The following is a 17190-nucleotide window of genomic DNA, read 5'->3' on the forward strand; positions in this document are numbered from 1 at the left end:
TAGACCCTATTATTGAATTGTCCGCAAGCAGGCTATAGTTAAGATATAAGGTCTTAATTTTCACAAGGATTTCAAATGGCAGATTATCGTCAGTGGTTATCGCAATTGAGTGATTGGCTCAAAGATGTGAACGAACATGAAGTAAAAGAAATGGTGACGACATTTCTCGAGTCTAAAAAAGCGCTGAAGGATTTGAGTAAAGATAAATACGAGGAATACAAGCGCTACTTGCAACGTGATATTGATCATTTCATTGAGCATGAAAGTTACTATAACTCACTCGCATGGCAAGAATTTAAAGAATCGCTGTGGTATGAGCTTGCTCATATCGAAGATAAGTCGCAATTAGAGTGGCAGGCACTGAGCCAAGATTTCAAGCACAAAGGTGTGTACCACAGCGGAGAATGGATAGCTATGGGCACCTTAGTATGCCAGAATTGTCATCACCAAGAAGACGTTTATCACGCCAGTGAAATTAAGCCCTGTTCTGAATGCGGTGGCATTCACTTTAATCGTCAAGCGTTACAACCCTAAGGGCTGTGTAACGGGTAAAATAACAAGGGCTCACGAAGAGCCCAACATAAGACGTGCTGTATGAATAAAAAAACATCGGGTGGTGTAGTCACCCTCAACGCAAGTGCGCTTGCACCGCAAATTTCCGACAATCACATTCGCACTTGTCTGGAGCATCCTTACCCAGAAGAATTAGAATTTATCGGTCAGCAACGTGCAGACAGTGCGCTGGATTTTGCACTGGGTATGAACTTGCCTGGGTACAACGCGTACGTGATGGGTGAACCCGCATTAGGTCGTTTTACCCTAGTGCAGCACAAGTTACAGCAGCACGCTAAAGACAGGGAAACACCCAGAGAATGGTTGTATGTAAATAATTACCAAGATCACCGTGAGCCTATCGCGTTGCTCATGAATCCGGGCGAAGGCCAAGTGCTCGTGGATGACATTGATGCGGTGCTCGAAGAAATTCTAGATACCTTTCCTGCCGCGTTCGACAACCCAGGTTATCAGCGTAAGAAAAAATCCATCGATCGTGAATTTGAAGATAAATACGAAGATGCATTGACCGCGGTTGAAGAGCTTGCAAGTCAGCACAGCGTAGAACTCATAGAAGACGATAACAATGTTGGTTTTGTGCCAATCGTTGACAATCAACGCCTCAGTGACGAGCAATTTTCTGCGTTGGATGAGCAAACTCAAGAGCGCTTCATCGAAGCGATTGGCGAGCTCGAAGACGCGTTGATTGATTCACTCATTGAGTTACCAAAGTGGAAGCGTGAGTCGAGTGAGGCACTGCGCAAACTTAAAAAGGCGACGGCAGAAGCGGCGATTAAGCCTCTGCTGCGTGAGCTTGAACACAAGTATGCTACCCATATTGGGGTGCTGCGTTACCTTAAAGACTTGCGCTCTGAGCTGGTCGATACCGTGCTTGAGTGGTTAGATGAAGAGCAAAGTAACGATAAAAGTGAAGAAGAATACGATCGTAAAGAAATGCTCACGGAGTTCTTTGCCCCAAATCTGTTGGTGCCATACAAGGAAAATGATGCCGCACCGGTTATTTATGAGCCAAACCCTACGTTTGGCAACTTGTTCGGTAAAATTGAGTATTCGACTTCTCAAGGTTCATTAGTCACAAGTTATCGCAGTATCCAGCCAGGGGCGCTGCACCGTGCAAATGGCGGGTACTTGATCATGGATGCTGAAAAAGTAATGGCCAGCGCACAAGTGTGGGATGGCTTGAAACTATCGCTTAAAACACATCAAATTAAAAATGATTTGCCGTTCCAAGACAGCTCAGTGGGAAGCAGTTTTACCTTGCGTCCGCAGCTTATTCCTTTGGATGTAAAGATTATCCTGCTTGGCTCTCGCGATTTGTATTACACCCTCAATGAATATGACGAAGAGTTTGCAGAGCATTTCCGGGTGTTGGCGGATTTTGATTACTACTTGCCGGGCAGCGATAAATATCAATATCAGTTTATTACTAAGGTGCAAGAATATTGCCGAGAGACGCTGAAGACTAACCTTAATTGCGATGCCATGACACTCCTATTGCGTTTTAGTCATCGCCAGGCTGAGCATCAACAGAAGTTGTCGGCACGCTTCGCCGATGTTCTTGAGTTGGTTGCTGAAGCAAGTTTTTATGCGCGCCAAGATAAGAACGAAGAAATTCACGCCAGCCATGTACAAGAGGCACTGGCGGGTAAAGAGTACCGTACCGGACAGATGAGCGAAAACATGCTCAGCGATATCCGTGAAGGGCACATTCTTATTGCCACTCAAGGACACGCAGTAGGCATGGTCAACGGCTTAACCGTGTTGCATGTCGGCGATACTTCATTCGGTACACCTGCGCGTATCAGTGCTTCGGTGTACGCGGGCAGCGATGGTGTTATCGATATTGAACGTGAAGCTGAGTTAGGTAAGGCCATTCACTCGAAAGGGGTGATGTTACTTACCGGTTATCTTGGCAGCAAATACGCCCAAGATTTCAGTTTAACGCTCAGCGCCAATATCGCTATAGAGCAGAGCTATGGCTACATTGATGGTGACAGTGCGTCATTGGCAGAGTTGTGTGCTTTGGTGTCGGGTATTACTCAGGTCCCAATTGATCAAGGCATTGCCATGACGGGCTCAATTAACCAACGCGGTGAAGTACAAGCCATTGGCGGCGTTAATGAGAAAATCGAAGGTTTCTTCAAATTGTGTCAAATGCGTGGATTAACTGGCCAGCAAGGTGTGATTATCCCCCGTTCTAACTGCGTTAACCTGGTTTTAAATCAGGACGTTATTGATGCAGTAGACAGTGGTCGCTTTAATATTTATCCGGTATCGAGTGTGGATGAAGCCTTGAGTTTATTGACTGGTAAAGAATGTGGTGAGCTCAAAGATGGCGCCTATCCAAAAGGCAGTATCCATGACTTAGCGATGGAGCGTTTACGTGCCATCGCAGCAATCGTTGGTGGTGAGGAGAGTGACGATGCTTAATACCATTTTGCTCGTTATTATCGCTGTACTCGTGGTGCTGACTATTCGTGGCCATCTAAAAAATCGCCAAGTTGCAGCAGCAAATAAGCAAAAAGAAGCAGCGTTCTTCGCTGAGAATCATGAAAAAGAAGGCGTTGTAAAGCTTGAAAGTGGCGTGCATATGCTTTGGCATATTCGCAATGAAGAGGCAGAGAAACCTTCTGCGACGTCAAAAGTGTGTGTTCACTACCGCGGTACCTTATTGGACGGGCGTGAATTCGACAGCTCATATAAGCGAGATAAACCACTTGAGTTTAAACTGAATCAAGTGATTGCAGGCTGGCAACAAGGCCTACAACAAATGCATGTTGGCGATAAAGCTACTTTGTATATTCCAGCGCGTTTAGCCTATGGTGATAGGCGAGTAGGTATTATCGAACCCGCAAGTCCGTTGATATTTGAGGTCGAATTACTCAGTATCGAGCGATAATGAAACATCAAGAGCCACCGAAACCTCGGTGGTTTTTTTATGCCTTTCGTCGCATTGTGCTTTTTAACCAATACAGGATACCTTAGTTTGAAATAAGTCTTGCGGAACAATGGTGTTCTCAGTGGCAATTCAACAGGGGATAATAATGAGGAAAATGAAAAGCGCATGCAGCCTAGCCGTGTTAGGGGTGCTCTCAAGTCTTACCTTTAATGCGCAGGCAGCTTCTGCGACGCAAATTGAAAAAGCTAATCAACAGGTGCAAGAAAAACTCATTGAGTGGCGACGTCACTTGCATGAACATCCTGAATTAAGTAATCGAGAATTTGAGACAGCGAAATACGTCGCCAAGCACCTCAAATCACTTGGTTTAGACGTGCAAACTGGGGTTGCCCATACAGGGGTCGTTGCCAAACTAAAGGGCGATAAACCAGGCCCGCTAATTGCGTTGCGTGCAGATATGGATGCTTTACCTGTCACTGAGCAAGTTGATATTCCGTTTGCGTCAAAACAAAAGGCGACATTCCGCGGCCAAGATGTGGGGGTGATGCATGCCTGTGGTCATGATGCTCACGTTGCAATATTGATGGCCGTTGCCGAGTCGTTGGTTAAGCTCAAATCTGAATTGGCTGGTGAAGTCTTATTTATCTTCCAGCCAGCGGAAGAGGGGGCACCGACGGGCGAAGAAGGGGGGGCTGAATTAATGCTTAAAGAAGGCCTGTTTGCGCAAAAACCCGAAGCAGTATTTGGTCTTCATGTGACATCCTCATTGAATGTCGGCAAAGTCGGCCTGCGCTCTGGTCCGCTTATGGCCAGCGCAGATAAGTTCACCATTAAAGTAAAAGGCCGACAAACGCATGGTTCGCGTCCTTGGAACGGTGTCGACCCGATTGTTGCCTCTAGCCAAATTATCATGGCCACACAAACGATTGCGTCGCGCCAGGTGGACGTTACCAAAGCGCCTTCAGTGATTTCATTTGGGGCTATCAAAGGGGGAATTCGCAATAACATCATTCCTGACGAAGTAGAAATGGTAGGCACTATCCGCACCTTTGACCAAGACATGCGTGCCGACATTAAAGAACGGATTAAGCATACCGCTGAACTAACTGCTCAAGCTGCAGGCGCGCAAGCTGATGTGCATATTGACCACGGATACCCAGTGACAGTTAATAATCCAGAGCTAACTGCGGCTATGATGCCAACGTTGGAAGCCGTGGCGGGTAAAGATAATGTAGTCATTACTGACCTAATAACGGGTGCCGAAGATTTTTCATACTATGCGTTGGAGACACCGGGACTGTTTTTCTTCTTGGGTATTACACCACAAGACCAGGATGCTAAATCGGCTCCGAGTAACCACTCTCCGCATTTCTATATCGATGAACAAGGGTTGCCTCTTGGCGTTTCAGCACTTACGCAATTGGTGTTCGATTACTTAGATAAGTAATGGCAATTATGCTTAAAACAAAAGGCGCGTTAAGCGCCTTTTTTACGATAGTTCCAAGTCACACTGACAAGAGTGAATAACACAATTGCGACCCACCAAGGCCATGTACCATGGCGAGCATAAAAGCTATCGCCGGCAATAAGGTGTACGTCAGTCACTAACACATCATCAACGAATTGATCGAGACTTACCTGTTTTTCGGATAAGGGGTCATACACTGCAGTCACACCGGTGTTGGTGACACGTACGAGCGGCCGCATTAGTTCCAGTGCACGCATTCGCGAAATTTGCATATGCTGGTGTGGACCATGAGAGTCGCCAAACCATGCATCATTGCTCACGGTAAAGAGAATATCCGAGTCATTTCGATAATTCGCACGTACTAAATCAGGGAACGCGATTTCATAACAGATTGCAGGCAAGACATGGTAGCCGTTTGCAACCAAGTTATTTTGCACGCGATCTCCGCGGGTAAAGCTCGACATAGGTAAATCAAACAAGGGCGCTAATGGGCGCAACACATCTTCAAACGGAACGAACTCGCCGATTGGCAACAGCTGGTGCTTACGGTAACGGTTGCGGTGCAAATATTGATATTGTCCTTCGCTGCTGTCAGCTTGTTCTTTACCTACAACCACCAACGTGTTGTAGATAGTGCGGGTATCGTATTGGTAGTCAACAATACCTGTGATTAACGCGGTGTTATTAAAGACTGCGGCAGAATCTAACGATTGAAGAAATTGATTTGCATGCACTTCTAATTCAGGAATCGCCGCTTCAGGCCAAACGACTAAGTCCACGTTCCAATGCTTTCGCGTTAAATCTTGGTATTTGAGCATTGTTGGCCAGAAGTTCTCAGGCTCCCAGCGCATACTCTGTTTGATATTGCCTTGTACTAAGGCAACACTCAAATGTTTGCCGTTGTGGGTATTTGGATGCCACAACTGCACGAACAGCGCTAACAACGCGAATACTAAACTTATGCCAAGCATGGGTGCCCAGCGACGCTGGGTAACAAGGGTGCTCAGACCATAACCCAAGGCGATGACGATGAGTGTGAGTCCAAACTCACCGGTCAACGGTGCAAAAACATTCAAAGGCGAGTCTGTTTGCGTATAGCCAAAGGATAACCATGGAAACCCTGTGAGGAGTTTACCCCTCAACCACTCTGCGCAGGCAAAGCTCAGCAATAATGGCGCAAACCAGCTGCCAGTACGCTTGTACACCCAGCCTGTTAAGGCAAGCGCCAGTGCAGGATATAGCGCTAAATAACACACTAACAACGCCATCAAGGCGACTGATGCGACAATCGGTAAGCCACCAAATTGAGAGATGGAAACATGCACCCAGCTAATGCCCGAGCCGAACCAACCTAAGCCAAAAACAAAGCTATACCAAGCAGCAGTTTTAGTGGGTTTTTTATAAGTTAGTGCGCACAGGGTTGCGACACTGACAAACGCAATCAGCCACAAGCCGAAAGGAGCGTATGCAAATGTCAAAACAAGGCCAGCGACAAGCGCTAGCCAAGTTTTAATATCTTTGAGGGAGTGTTTAAGCCGCGTCAGAATCTTCGCCATCGTTCAATTTCGGCAAAGTTACTTGCAGCTGTAAGATACGACGGTTGTCCGAGTTGGTCACCTTAAACTGCAAAGGTTCGATTTCGATAATTTCACCACGCCCTGGCATATGACCAAATGCATGAAGCACTATTCCGCCTATTGTGTCGGCTTCATTGGTGCTGAAATCTGTGTTGAACTTGTCGTTGAACTCCTCAATTGGCGTAAGCGCTTGCACCGAATAAACATGTTTTGAGATTTGCTTGATTTGCAAGCAGTCTTCTTCGTCATCATGTTCATCTTCGATTTCACCAACGATAATTTCGAGGATGTCTTCGATGGTAACAAGGCCAGATACACCGCCATATTCGTCGATGACGATGGCCATGTGATAGCGCTGCTGGCGGAATTCATTGAGTAAGGTATCAACACGCTTACTTTCCGGCACGACCACTACGGGACGCAACAATTCGCGTAATTCGGGAAGATCCGCTTCTTTGTCCATTAACAGAGGGATGAGGTCTTTAGCCAGTAATATCCCTTCAATATGGTCTTTATCTTCACACACTACCGGAAATCGTGAGTGCGAAGACTCAATCATTACAGGTAGTTGATCAGCCAAAGGTTGGTCTACATCGAGTGTGATGATTTGCGAGCGAGGGATCATGATGTCACGCACTTTGAGTTCAGAGACTCCGAGTACACCTTCAATCATTTCCTTGGTCTCAGGATCGATCAGGTCGCGGGACTGCGCGTCTGAGATCACTTCGGCCAGCTCTTCCTTATTTTGGGGTTCTCCCTGAAACATCTGGGCTATACGATCTAACCAAGACTTTCCTGAAGAACCCTCTCTACTATGCGAGTTTTCGTCGCTCATTAGCTTTACGCGCTCCAAGTTGAATTAATTCCGATAGTGAGACGTTGCTCACTATTGGGATTAACACTCATCATCCCTGTATGGGTCGCTAATATTAATACTGGCTAGAAATTTCTTTTCCAGTGCTTCCATAATCTGCGCATCATGCTCATTGATATGGTCATAGCCGAGCAAATGCAAGCAGCCGTGAACAACCATATGAGCGAAGTGATCATGGAACGTTTTTTCTTGCTCCAGCGCTTCACCATATACTACTTGAGGGCAAATAATCAAATCCCCAACAAGTGGTAATTCCACTCCGGGTGGGGCATCGAATTCAAACGACAACACATTGGTTGGTTTGTCTTTACCACGATAGCTGTGATTCAGAGTTTGGCTCTCATGCTCGTCAGCGATACGAATGGTCAGCTCAGAGTCTGGCTTTAATTCATCCAGTACCAAAGCGGCCCACTGTTGGAATTGTGCTTCACTAGGTAGGTTATCAAATTCGCAGGCTAGTTGTAGATCGACGAAGGTACTCATGAGTTCGATTCTCTTTTCTCTTGCTCTTTTTGCGCGCGCTTAACGCGTTCCACTTCTTCGTGATGTTCGTAAGCTTCTACGATGCGCGCAACAACAGGGTGGCGCACCACGTCGTGTGATTGGAAGAAGTTCATACTTATTTCGTCTACTTCACCCAATACTTCGATTGCATGGCGTAATCCAGAACGAGCACCACGTGGTAAGTCTACCTGCGTAATATCACCGGTGATCACGGCTTTTGAATTGAAACCAATACGGGTTAAGAACATCTTCATTTGCTCAACCGTCGTATTTTGGCTTTCGTCCAATATGATAAAGGCATCATTGAGTGTACGACCACGCATGTAGGCAAGAGGCGCCACTTCAATCACATTCTTTTCAATAAGACGCTCAACCTTTTCAAAGCCCAGCATTTCAAAGAGTGCGTCGTAAAGAGGACGTAGATATGGGTCGATTTTTTGGGTTAAATCACCGGGTAAGAATCCGAGCTTTTCACCTGCTTCTACTGCAGGGCGAGTAAGCAAAATACGGCGAATTTCTTGACGCTCTAAGGCATCCACAGCTGCGGCAACGGCAAGGTAAGTTTTACCCGTACCGGCGGGGCCAATACCAAAACAAATATCATGGTTTAGGATGTTGGCAACATACTGGCTTTGATTTGGGTTGCGAGGTTTGATTACGCCGCGACGAGTTTTAATAAAAACTTCTTTGCCCCACACGCTCGGTGCTTCTTGCTCAAGTACGTCAGCTTCGATGATGGCAAGATGCACATGCTCCGGCTCAATTTCTTTTTCTTTGCCTTTAACCGGTGCAGTTTCTAGATACAGGTTTTTGAGGATTTCGCCTGCCGCTTTTGCAGTATGTGGCTTACCCGTGATTTTGAAGAGGTTTTCACGGTGTGCAATTTCAACTCCCAGACGACGTTCGATGTGTTTAATGTTCTCGTCAAAAGGGCCGCATAAGGAGGAGAGGCGGGCGTTGTCAGAGGGTTCTAAATAAATATCGATGTTTTTCAGCTGGTTACTCAAAGTTGCTTCCTGTTGTTTTGCGCCAAAGCTCTTCACTTAGAGACTTTGGCGCTTTTTATTTTTTTAGTTAGGGGTAAAGGTACCCACCCCAATTTCATTCGTTTGTTCTTCGACTGGCGCTTTAGCAAGAATTTCGCTTGGAGCAGTATCACGGCGAAGGTTCATCTCGCTTTCAGTACGAATGAGCTCACCACGTAATGAGTTTGGTAGTGCTTCGGTGATACGCACATCAACGAATTGACCGATCACTGAATGTGGGCCTTCGAAGTTTACAACGCGGTTGTTCTCTGTACGACCACGCAGCTCCATTGGGTTCTTTTTAGAAGGACCTTCTACAAGAATACGTTGCTCAGTACCAAACATATCACGGCTAATCTTCTGTGCCATCTGGTTTATGCGATCTTGCAGGATATAAAGACGCTGCTTTTTCTCTTCTTCGCTTACATCATCTGGCAAATCGGCCGCAGGCGTACCAGGGCGCGCGCTGTAGATAAAGCTGAAGCTCATGTCGAAGCCGATGTCATTAATTAACTTCATGGTTGCTTCGAAGTCTTCCGTTGTTTCGCCAGGGAAGCCGATAATAAAATCAGAGCTCATGCTGATGTTTGGACGTATTTTACGCAATGCACGGATAGTCGATTTGTATTCCATCGCCATGTGACCGCGCTTCATCAGATTAAGAATACGGTCTGAACCGCTTTGCACTGGCAAGTGTAAGTGGTCAACTAGCTCTGGTACATCTGCGTAGGCATCTACGATGTCTTGGGTGAATTCAACCGGGTGAGATGTGGTGTAACGAATACGGTCAATACCATCAATGGCAGCAACGTAGCGCAGTAAATCTGAGAAATAACAAATTTCGCCGTCGTGTGTAGCACCACGGTAGGCGTTTACGTTTTGGCCAAGAAGGTTTACTTCACGTACACCTTGCTCAGCAAGCTGGGCAACTTCCAAGATAACATCATCTAACGGACGGCTTACTTCTTCACCACGAGTATATGGTACCACGCAGAAAGTACAGTATTTAGAACAGCCTTCCATGATTGAAACGAAGGCGCTTGGACCTTCAGCTTTTGGCTCTGGTAAGCGGTCGAACTTTTCAATCTCAGGGAAGGTGATATCAACAACAGAACCTTCTTTGTTCTGTACTTGCTGGATCATTTCTGGCAAACGGTGCAAGGTTTGCGGGCCAAAAACGATGTCAACAAACGGCGCACGCTGGCGGATAGTGTCACCTTCTTGAGATGCAACACAGCCACCCACACCAATCACAAGATCTGGGTTTTTCTCTTTTAGAGGCTTCCAGCGACCCAGTTGGTGGAATACTTTTTCCTGTGCTTTTTCACGGATAGAACAGGTGTTAAGCAAAATAACATCCGCATCTTCGGCCTCTTCGGTAAGTTGATAACCGTTTGTATCATCTAGAAGATCAGCCATTTTCTGAGAGTCATATTCATTCATCTGACAACCCCAGGTTTTAATATGCAGCTTTTTGCTCATTGAAATATTGCCTCGTTTTCAATCCGGTTCTGACTTTGCACGACTAGGCCAAGTTAAAGCCATGGGCCCGAGCTTCGCCTAAAGGACGCGTATTTTATATGCTATCGGCCTATGAGCCAAGTATAGTTTTGATATTTGCCTATGCTCAGTGCTGCAAATCAAACAATGGTGATAAGTTATTTGCATGCACTGCCAATTAAACAATGAACTAGGTTACAATCATTGCAGCACGAAAATAATAAGAGACAAGGCCCGATGAGTATAAATAAGGTCGTTATTGTAGGTGGTGGCATGGTGGGAGCAGCATGTGCGCTCAAGCTCGCCAAACAAGGAAAGTCGGTGACTGTCATCGAGCAGTACGTAATCGACCCTGAGCGCGTATTTGACAACGAACAGGTAGATATTCGTGTCTCCGCAATAAATCGCTTTTCCGAGCAACTACTCGATGAGTTGGGGGCGATGCCATTGTTGCGTCAATCGCGATTGGCTCAATATACTCAGTTGGAAGCGTACGAAGATGCACCGCAGCAGTTACTCTTTGATAGTGCCGAGCTTGGCAGTAGTCACTTGGGGCATTTGGTCGAGAATAAACTTATACAAGCGGCACTGTGGAAGCAGTTCGAACATCATAGTATCGAAGTTCATTCGCCTGCAGGGCAAGCGAAACAACTAATTGAAACTGACTCAGGTGCGACCTTAGTGTATGACGATGCACAATTTGAAGCAGATCTTGTGATAGCTGCAGACGGTGGCCGCTCTCATATCCGTCAGCTTGCAGGTATAGGCGTAACAGGTTGGCAGTATCATCAACATTGTATGGGTATATTGATTAAACTCGATGCGCCGCAACAGAGTAAAACTTGGCAGCAATTCAAGCCAAGTGGCCCGATTGCATTCCTACCTATGCAATATCCCTATGCCAATCTGATTTGGTATGACGAGGGGACTAAACTTAAAGAATTGAAAATGCTGGATAATGAGGCATTAAAAGCTCAGATTCTTGAGCATTTCTTTACCTTGCCGGGTGAATTCGAAGTTGTTGAGTCGGCAGTATTTCCTCTAGCTCGTCAACATGCCAATACCTATATCGGTAAGTGTTTGGCGTTAGTCGGAGACGCAGCCCACACAATTAACCCGTTAGCAGGACAGGGCGTGAATTTGGGCTTTAAAGATGTCGTGGCACTGGCGCAAGCACTCGAAGAGTCTGAAGTTCTGGAAACTGCATTGAAGCGCTATCAGCGTATTAGACGCGGCGACAACTTATTGATGATGAGTATGATGGATGCTTGCTACTTTGGCTTCTCCAATAACCTCTCACCTTTGAAGAAACTGCGTAATCTGATGTTATCTGCTGCAAATAAAGCGGGGCCGCTAAAACAGCAAGTATTAAAGCACGCCATGGGTGGCATCACCTAGGTGCTAAAATTAAACAAAGCTGCTCAAACGAGTGGCTTTTTTTTCGCGTGCATACAAAAGGGAATATTTGATAATAGCGTTCTTAAAAGACTGAACAGAAATAGATGAGATAAATTTAGAAGAATTCTTAGAAAGAGAATACATGGTGCGGAAGGTGAGACTTGAACTCACACATCCGAAGATACTGGAACCTAAATCCAGCGCGTCTACCAATTCCGCCACTCCCGCAATGTATTACTTACACTTTGATATGGAACCTAAATCCAGCGTCCAATTCAAGACACCTGCCAATTCCGTACTATCGCAATGTATTTTTCGGCATATTCACATTTTCTAGATTGGTTCTAGAAAATGGCTGGAGTACCAGGATTTGAACCTGGGAATGGCGGGATCAAAACCCGCTGCCTTACCGCTTGGCGATACTCCAACGATACACCAAAAGTGCTGATTATTTTAGTTCTTATCGAGAACATGGTGCGGAAGGTGAGACTTGAACTCACACATCCGAAGATACTGGAACCTAAATCCAGCGCGTCTACCAATTCCGCCACTCCCGCAGTGTTGGCTGGAGTACCAGGATTTGAACCTGGGAATGGCGGGATCAAAACCCGCTGCCTTACCGCTTGGCGATACTCCAACTAAATCTCAAATCTTATGTTGGTCCAGGATTTGAATCTGGGGGTGGACGAGTGAGGGATCAAAACCTCTCTCTTCTGCCCTTACCGCTTGGCGATACTCCAACTAAAGGGTTGATAGTTTTAGTTCTTATCAAGAACATGGTGCGGAAGGTGAGACTTGAACTCACACATCCGAAGATACTGGAACCTAAATCCAGCGCGTCTACCAATTCCGCCACTCCCGCATGTTTGCTTAAGTATTTTCTGGAACCTAAATCCAGCGTCTAATTCAAGACATCTGCCAATTCCAACACTTTCGCATTTTGTTTTCACATTCTCTCTTGGTAGAAAGAGAATGGTGGCTACGCCCTGATTTGAACAGGGGACCCCATCATTATGAGTGATGTGCTCTAACCAGCTGAGCTACGTAGCCATGGCTGGAGTACCAGGATTTGAACCTGGGAATGGCGGGATCAAAACCCGCTGCCTTACCGCTTGGCGATACTCCAACTAAAGGGTCGATAATTTTAGTTCCTATCAAGAACATGGTGCGGAAGGTGAGACTTGAACTCACACATCCGAAGATACTGGAACCTAAATCCAGCGCGTCTACCAATTCCGCCACTCCCGCAGTGTTGGCTGGAGTACCAGGATTTGAACCTGGGAATGGCGGGATCAAAACCCGCTGCCTTACCGCTTGGCGATACTCCAACTAAAGGGTTGATAGTTTTAGTTCTTATCAAGAACATGGTGCGGAAGGTGAGACTTGAACTCACACATCCGAAGATACTGGAACCTAAATCCAGCGCGTCTACCAATTCCGCCACTCCCGCATACAAACTAGCTTCCATTCTCCTTGGTAGTGGAAAATGGTGGCTACGCCCTGATTTGAACAGGGGACCCCATCATTATGAGTGATGTGCTCTAACCAACTGAGCTACGTAGCCAACTTTTGTTTGTCATCATCGCTGATGCGGGGCGTATTATGCTGATATGCCGAAACCGCGTCAACACCTTTTTGCGAAAAACATATTCAGGATGAATCGTTTGCCTGAAAAACAAGCTAAGAGCTTAAAAAACAGCTCGCATTGTTGTTTTATTCAACAAAAAAGCCCGCATCTAGCGGGCTTTTAAAGATAGTAATTTTTTACACGTTGAACAAGAAGTTCATCACATCGCCATCTTTAACGATGTATTCTTTACCTTCTTGGCGCATTTTACCGGCTTCTTTCGCGCCGTTTTCGCCTTTAAACGCGATGTAATCATCAAACGCAATTGTTTGTGCACGAATGAAGCCACGTTCAAAGTCAGTGTGGATTTTACCAGCTGCTTGCGGTGCAGTTGCACCTACCGGAATCGTCCACGCACGCACTTCTTTTACACCAGCAGTAAAGTAAGTTTGCAGTTTAAGAAGCTCATAACCACCGCGGATCACACGGTTTAGACCCGGCTCTTCAAGGCCCAAATCAGCCATGAATTCATCACGGTCTTCATCATCAAGTTCAGAGAGCTCAGCTTCAATCGCCGCACAAACAGGGATTACTACCGCATCTTCTGCTGCTGCAATTTCACGTACTTTGTCAAGATGAGGGTTGTTCTCGAAACCATCTTCATTGACGTTGGCAATGTACATTGTTGGCTTGATTGTAAGGAAGTTTAAGTAGCTAATTGCTGCTTTTTCTTCTTTTTCTAAGCTTAAAGAGCGAAGTGTCAAACCTTCATCAAGGTGCGCTTTCACTTTTTCTAAAACTTGAATTTCAAATTTAGCGTCTTTTTCGCCACCTTTTGCTTTTTTAGCTTGGCGGTGGATAGCGCGGTCAGCAGTATCCATATCAGCTAGAACAAGTTCAGTGTTGATAACATCGATGTCATCTGCAGGGTCAATAGTGCCTGCTACGTGAACGATATTTTCATTTTCAAAACAGCGAACTACATGGCCAATTGCGTCAGTTTCACGAATATTTGCTAAGAATTGGTTACCTAGACCTTCGCCTTTTGATGCACCTTTTACAAGACCAGCAATGTCCACAAACTCCATCGTTGTAGGTAGGATGCGTTGTGGGTTTACAATTTCCGCCAGTTGGTTAAGGCGAGCATCTGGAACAGGCACTACACCTGTGTTTGGTTCAATCGTACAAAACGGGAAGTTTTGTGCTTCAATACCTGCTTTGGTAAGTGCATTAAATAGCGTTGATTTACCAACGTTTGGTAAGCCAACGATGCCACATTTAAAACCCATAATATCTATACCTATTTAATATTTAAGCCTAAGGCTTAAATGAATGGAGTCTGTTTTGTGCCTTAAGCACACCATCTTTCGCCAAAATTTCCATACAACGTACTGCTTCATCCACGGCTGCATCGATTTTTTCTTGATCTACTGCTGGCGCTTTACCTAGCACCCAACCTGTCACTTTATCTTTGTGCCCAGGGTGGCCAATGCCTATGCGCAGACGCATGAACTCTTTATTGTTCGCCATTTTGGCAATAATGTCTTTAAGACCGTTATGTCCGCCATGGCCACCACCTTTCTTCAATTTAGCAATTCCCGGGTCGAGATCCATTTCATCATGGGCGACCAAGATATCTTCTACTGGGATTTTGTAAAAATTCGCTAAACTTGCCACAGCTTTGCCGCTGAGGTTCATGTAAGTCGTAGGAATAAGGAGTTTGAATTCTGTACCACCAATGACGACCTTGCCGGTTAATCCATGGTGTTTGCTATCTAGCTTGAGTGTGCAGTTGTATCGTGCGGCCAGTTCTTCGATGAACCAAGCCCCTGCATTATGGCGTGTGTTTTTATATTCGGGGCCTGGATTAGCCAGGCCCACAAGCATTTGAATAGTATTCAAGGTGCTAACACCTTAAATCTTATTCTGCGTCGCTTTCAGCAGCTTCTTCTGAATCGTCAGCAGCAGCGCCTTTAGGAGCAGTAACAGTTACAACCGCTTGGTCGTGGTCTGCGCCTTTAGCTAGCTCAACTGAAGTTACGCCAGAAGGAAGTTTAACGTCAGATAGGTGAAGAGTGTCGCCTACAGATAGAGCAGCAACGTCAACTTCTACGAACTCAGGAAGAGCTTTAGGAAGACACGTGATTTCAATCTCAGTTAGTTGGTGAATAACTGTTGCACCTTTCTTCGCTACTGCTTCTTCGTTGATGAAGTGTACAGGAACGTTAGTGTGAATCTTAGAGTTAGCGTCTACACGTTGGAAGTCTAAGTGAGTGATCTTAGGCTTGTACGGGTGACGTTGAACGTCTTTAAGGATAGCTTCAACTGACTCACCAGCGATGTTAAGAGTAAGGATATGCGTGTAGAAACCTTCGTGCTCTTGCGCTTGGATGATCTTGTTGTGATCAAGAGTTAGTGATACAGCTTCTTTGTCTGCGCCGTAAAGGATTGCAGGAACTTTGTCTGCACGACGTAGGCGGCGGCTCGCACCAGTACCTAGCTCAGCACGTAATTCTGCATCAAATGTGTAAGTAATGTTAGACATGAATGTCTCCAATTAAATTAGTTTAAGTTTTAAGACCTTCGCGACCAAAAGTCTTAGCCGATTGACCGACGATTAACCGTCCATCAATCAAAAAAGGCGCGCTATAGTACCACCGCCCCTAGGCAAAAGAAACATAAGAAACAAAAAAACACCACAAAAGTGGTGTTTTTGGTGGCGGGAAAGTATGGCTTATCCCGTCGTTTATTCTCGCAATTTTGTGCTTAGTGCTCGAACATCGCAGAGATTGACTCTTCATTGCTAATGCGGCGAATTGTTTCCGCCATCATATCAGCGAGGGTCAACACTTTAATGTTGTCTAGCGCTTTAAGCTCATCCGACAGAGGGATTGAGTCAGTTACAATCACTTCATCGATGACTGAGTTGCGTAGGTTGTCTGCCGCTGAACCAGAAAGTACAGGGTGAGTTGCATACGCAAATACGCGTTTTGCACCGTGTTCTTTAAGCGCTTCTGCAGCTTTACATAACGTACCGCCAGTATCAATCATGTCATCTACGATGATACAGTCACGACCTTTAACGTCACCAATGATGTGCATGACTTGCGATACGTTTGCTTGCGGACGACGCTTGTCGATAATCGCAAGGTCTTTATCATCAAGTAGCTTAGCAATAGCACGAGCACGCACTACACCACCGATATCAGGTGATACAACAACCACATCTTCAAAGTTACGTTGCTTCATGTCTTCGATAAGTACTGGGCTACCAAATACGTTATCTACTGGCACATCAAAGAAACCTTGGATTTGCTCTGCGTGCAGATCAACGGTCAATACGCGGTCAACACCTACGCTTGAAAGGAAGTCTGCAACTACTTTCGCTGTGATTGGAACACGAGCAGAACGCACACGACGGTCTTGGCGCGCATAGCCGAAGTATGGGATTACGGCTGTAATACGACCAGCTGATGCACGGCGAAGTGCGTCAACCATTACGATCAATTCCATCAAGTTGTCGTTAGTCGGTGCACAGGTAGACTGGATAATAAAAACGTCCGATCCACGGACGTTCTCATTAATAGATACACTGATTTCACCGTCGCTAAAACGACCAACCACGGCATCGCCTAGTTCGATATATAAACGTTTTGCAACTTTTTGAGCAAGTTCAGGCGTTGCATTACCAGCGAAGAGCTTCATGTCTGGCACGGTAGGGGTCCTCGGGCACTGAAATTTTGGACTAACATGTAAGTGAAGCACAGAAGCTATAACAATGCACAATAAGTGTACCACTACAGCA

At 45.8% G+C, this 17190-nt stretch carries 14 protein-coding genes and 11 tRNA genes; 5 read left to right on the plus strand and 20 right to left on the minus strand.

The annotated features are described in order from the left end of the window. The first annotated feature begins 75 nt into the window (after positions 1-75). From ACH19P_RS06770 to ACH19P_RS06785, 4 genes are all read left to right on the plus strand, one after another. Complete coding sequence (locus ACH19P_RS06770; RefSeq protein ID WP_462157774.1) at positions 76-534, plus strand: zinc ribbon-containing protein; 459 nt, start codon at positions 76-78, stop codon at positions 532-534. Positions 535-594: 60 nt separating this feature from the next. Continuing rightward, a complete protein-coding gene (locus tag ACH19P_RS06775) occupies positions 595-3003 on the plus strand; it encodes a Lon protease family protein (RefSeq protein ID WP_462157775.1) in 2409 nt (802 codons plus the stop codon). Continuing rightward, entirely contained in the window at positions 2996-3472 is a 477-nt protein-coding gene (locus tag ACH19P_RS06780; protein WP_462157776.1) for an FKBP-type peptidyl-prolyl cis-trans isomerase, read from the plus strand. Before ACH19P_RS06775 ends, ACH19P_RS06780 begins: the two co-directional genes overlap by 8 nt. 145 nt (positions 3473-3617) lie before the next feature. Continuing rightward, positions 3618-4919 carry an amidohydrolase gene (locus tag ACH19P_RS06785; protein ID WP_462157777.1) on the plus strand — a complete coding sequence of 434 codons (1302 nt, stop codon included), beginning with the start codon at positions 3618-3620 and terminating at the stop codon, positions 4917-4919. A gap of 29 nt (positions 4920-4948) precedes the next feature. Here the strand turns inward: ACH19P_RS06785 and lnt are convergent, their stop codons facing one another. The 5 genes from lnt to miaB form a co-directional block, all read right to left on the minus strand. After that, a complete protein-coding gene (lnt, locus tag ACH19P_RS06790) occupies positions 4949-6496 on the minus strand; it encodes an apolipoprotein N-acyltransferase (protein WP_462157778.1) in 1548 nt (515 codons plus the stop codon). Then, positions 6471-7352, minus strand: coding sequence for a CNNM family magnesium/cobalt transport protein CorC (gene corC / locus ACH19P_RS06795; protein WP_462157779.1), 882 nt, complete (start codon positions 7350-7352; stop codon positions 6471-6473). The genes lnt and corC overlap by 26 nt, the downstream gene beginning before the upstream one ends. Before the next feature lie 60 nt (positions 7353-7412). Further along, positions 7413-7874, minus strand: a complete 462-nt coding sequence (gene ybeY, locus ACH19P_RS06800; protein WP_462157780.1) for an rRNA maturation RNase YbeY — start codon at positions 7872-7874, stop codon at positions 7413-7415. Next, complete coding sequence (locus ACH19P_RS06805; RefSeq protein ID WP_462157781.1) at positions 7871-8902, minus strand: PhoH family protein; 1032 nt, start codon at positions 8900-8902, stop codon at positions 7871-7873. The genes ybeY and ACH19P_RS06805 overlap by 4 nt, the downstream gene beginning before the upstream one ends. Positions 8903-8965: 63 nt before the next feature. Beyond that, positions 8966-10402 carry a tRNA (N6-isopentenyl adenosine(37)-C2)-methylthiotransferase MiaB gene (miaB, locus tag ACH19P_RS06810; protein ID WP_462157782.1) on the minus strand — a complete coding sequence of 479 codons (1437 nt, stop codon included), beginning with the start codon at positions 10400-10402 and terminating at the stop codon, positions 8966-8968. Between the two features lie 222 nt (positions 10403-10624). On the opposite strand from miaB, the gene ACH19P_RS06815 reads away from it, so the two are divergent. Beyond that, the gene (locus tag ACH19P_RS06815) at positions 10625-11818 is read left to right on the plus strand and encodes an FAD-dependent oxidoreductase (protein WP_462157783.1); all 1194 of its coding nucleotides are present in this window, start codon (positions 10625-10627) and stop codon (positions 11816-11818) included. A 143-nt stretch (positions 11819-11961) separates the two neighbouring features. On the opposite strand, the gene ACH19P_RS06820 is transcribed toward ACH19P_RS06815, so the two are convergent. The 15 genes from ACH19P_RS06820 to ACH19P_RS06890 all read right to left on the minus strand — a co-directional run bounded on the left by ACH19P_RS06820 (position 11962) and on the right by ACH19P_RS06890 (position 17099). Then, positions 11962-12046: transfer RNA gene (locus ACH19P_RS06820), tRNA-Leu, on the minus strand. A gap of 124 nt (positions 12047-12170) precedes the next feature. Beyond that, a tRNA-Gln gene (locus tag ACH19P_RS06825) sits at positions 12171-12245 on the minus strand. Between the two features lie 45 nt (positions 12246-12290). Then, a tRNA-Leu gene (locus ACH19P_RS06830) sits at positions 12291-12375 on the minus strand. 5 nt (positions 12376-12380) lie between these two features. After that, positions 12381-12455, minus strand: a tRNA-Gln gene (locus ACH19P_RS06835). A 140-nt stretch (positions 12456-12595) separates the two neighbouring features. Next, positions 12596-12680: transfer RNA gene (locus ACH19P_RS06840), tRNA-Leu, on the minus strand. A gap of 111 nt (positions 12681-12791) precedes the next feature. Further along, a tRNA-Met gene (locus tag ACH19P_RS06845) sits at positions 12792-12868 on the minus strand. Between the two features lies 1 nt (position 12869). After that, positions 12870-12944 (minus strand) — tRNA-Gln (locus ACH19P_RS06850). 37 nt (positions 12945-12981) lie between these two features. Next, positions 12982-13066: transfer RNA gene (locus ACH19P_RS06855), tRNA-Leu, on the minus strand. A 5-nt stretch (positions 13067-13071) separates the two neighbouring features. After that, positions 13072-13146 (minus strand) — tRNA-Gln (locus ACH19P_RS06860). A 37-nt stretch (positions 13147-13183) separates the two neighbouring features. Further along, positions 13184-13268 (minus strand) — tRNA-Leu (locus ACH19P_RS06865). Positions 13269-13305: 37 nt separating this feature from the next. After that, positions 13306-13382, minus strand: a tRNA-Met gene (locus ACH19P_RS06870). A gap of 200 nt (positions 13383-13582) precedes the next feature. After that, positions 13583-14674 (minus strand): redox-regulated ATPase YchF, encoded by a 1092-nt coding sequence (gene ychF, locus ACH19P_RS06875; protein ID WP_347390980.1) that lies wholly within the window; start codon positions 14672-14674, stop codon positions 13583-13585. Positions 14675-14702: 28 nt separating this feature from the next. Further along, positions 14703-15287, minus strand: a complete 585-nt coding sequence (gene pth / locus ACH19P_RS06880; RefSeq protein ID WP_462157785.1) for an aminoacyl-tRNA hydrolase — start codon at positions 15285-15287, stop codon at positions 14703-14705. A gap of 19 nt (positions 15288-15306) precedes the next feature. Further along, the gene (locus tag ACH19P_RS06885) at positions 15307-15930 is read right to left on the minus strand and encodes a 50S ribosomal protein L25/general stress protein Ctc (protein ID WP_462157787.1); all 624 of its coding nucleotides are present in this window, start codon (positions 15928-15930) and stop codon (positions 15307-15309) included. Between the two features lie 221 nt (positions 15931-16151). Next, a complete protein-coding gene (locus ACH19P_RS06890) occupies positions 16152-17099 on the minus strand; it encodes a ribose-phosphate pyrophosphokinase (protein WP_462157788.1) in 948 nt (315 codons plus the stop codon). Positions 17100-17190 lie beyond the last annotated feature (91 nt).

Source organism: Pseudoalteromonas sp. GB56 (assembly GCF_054923835.1).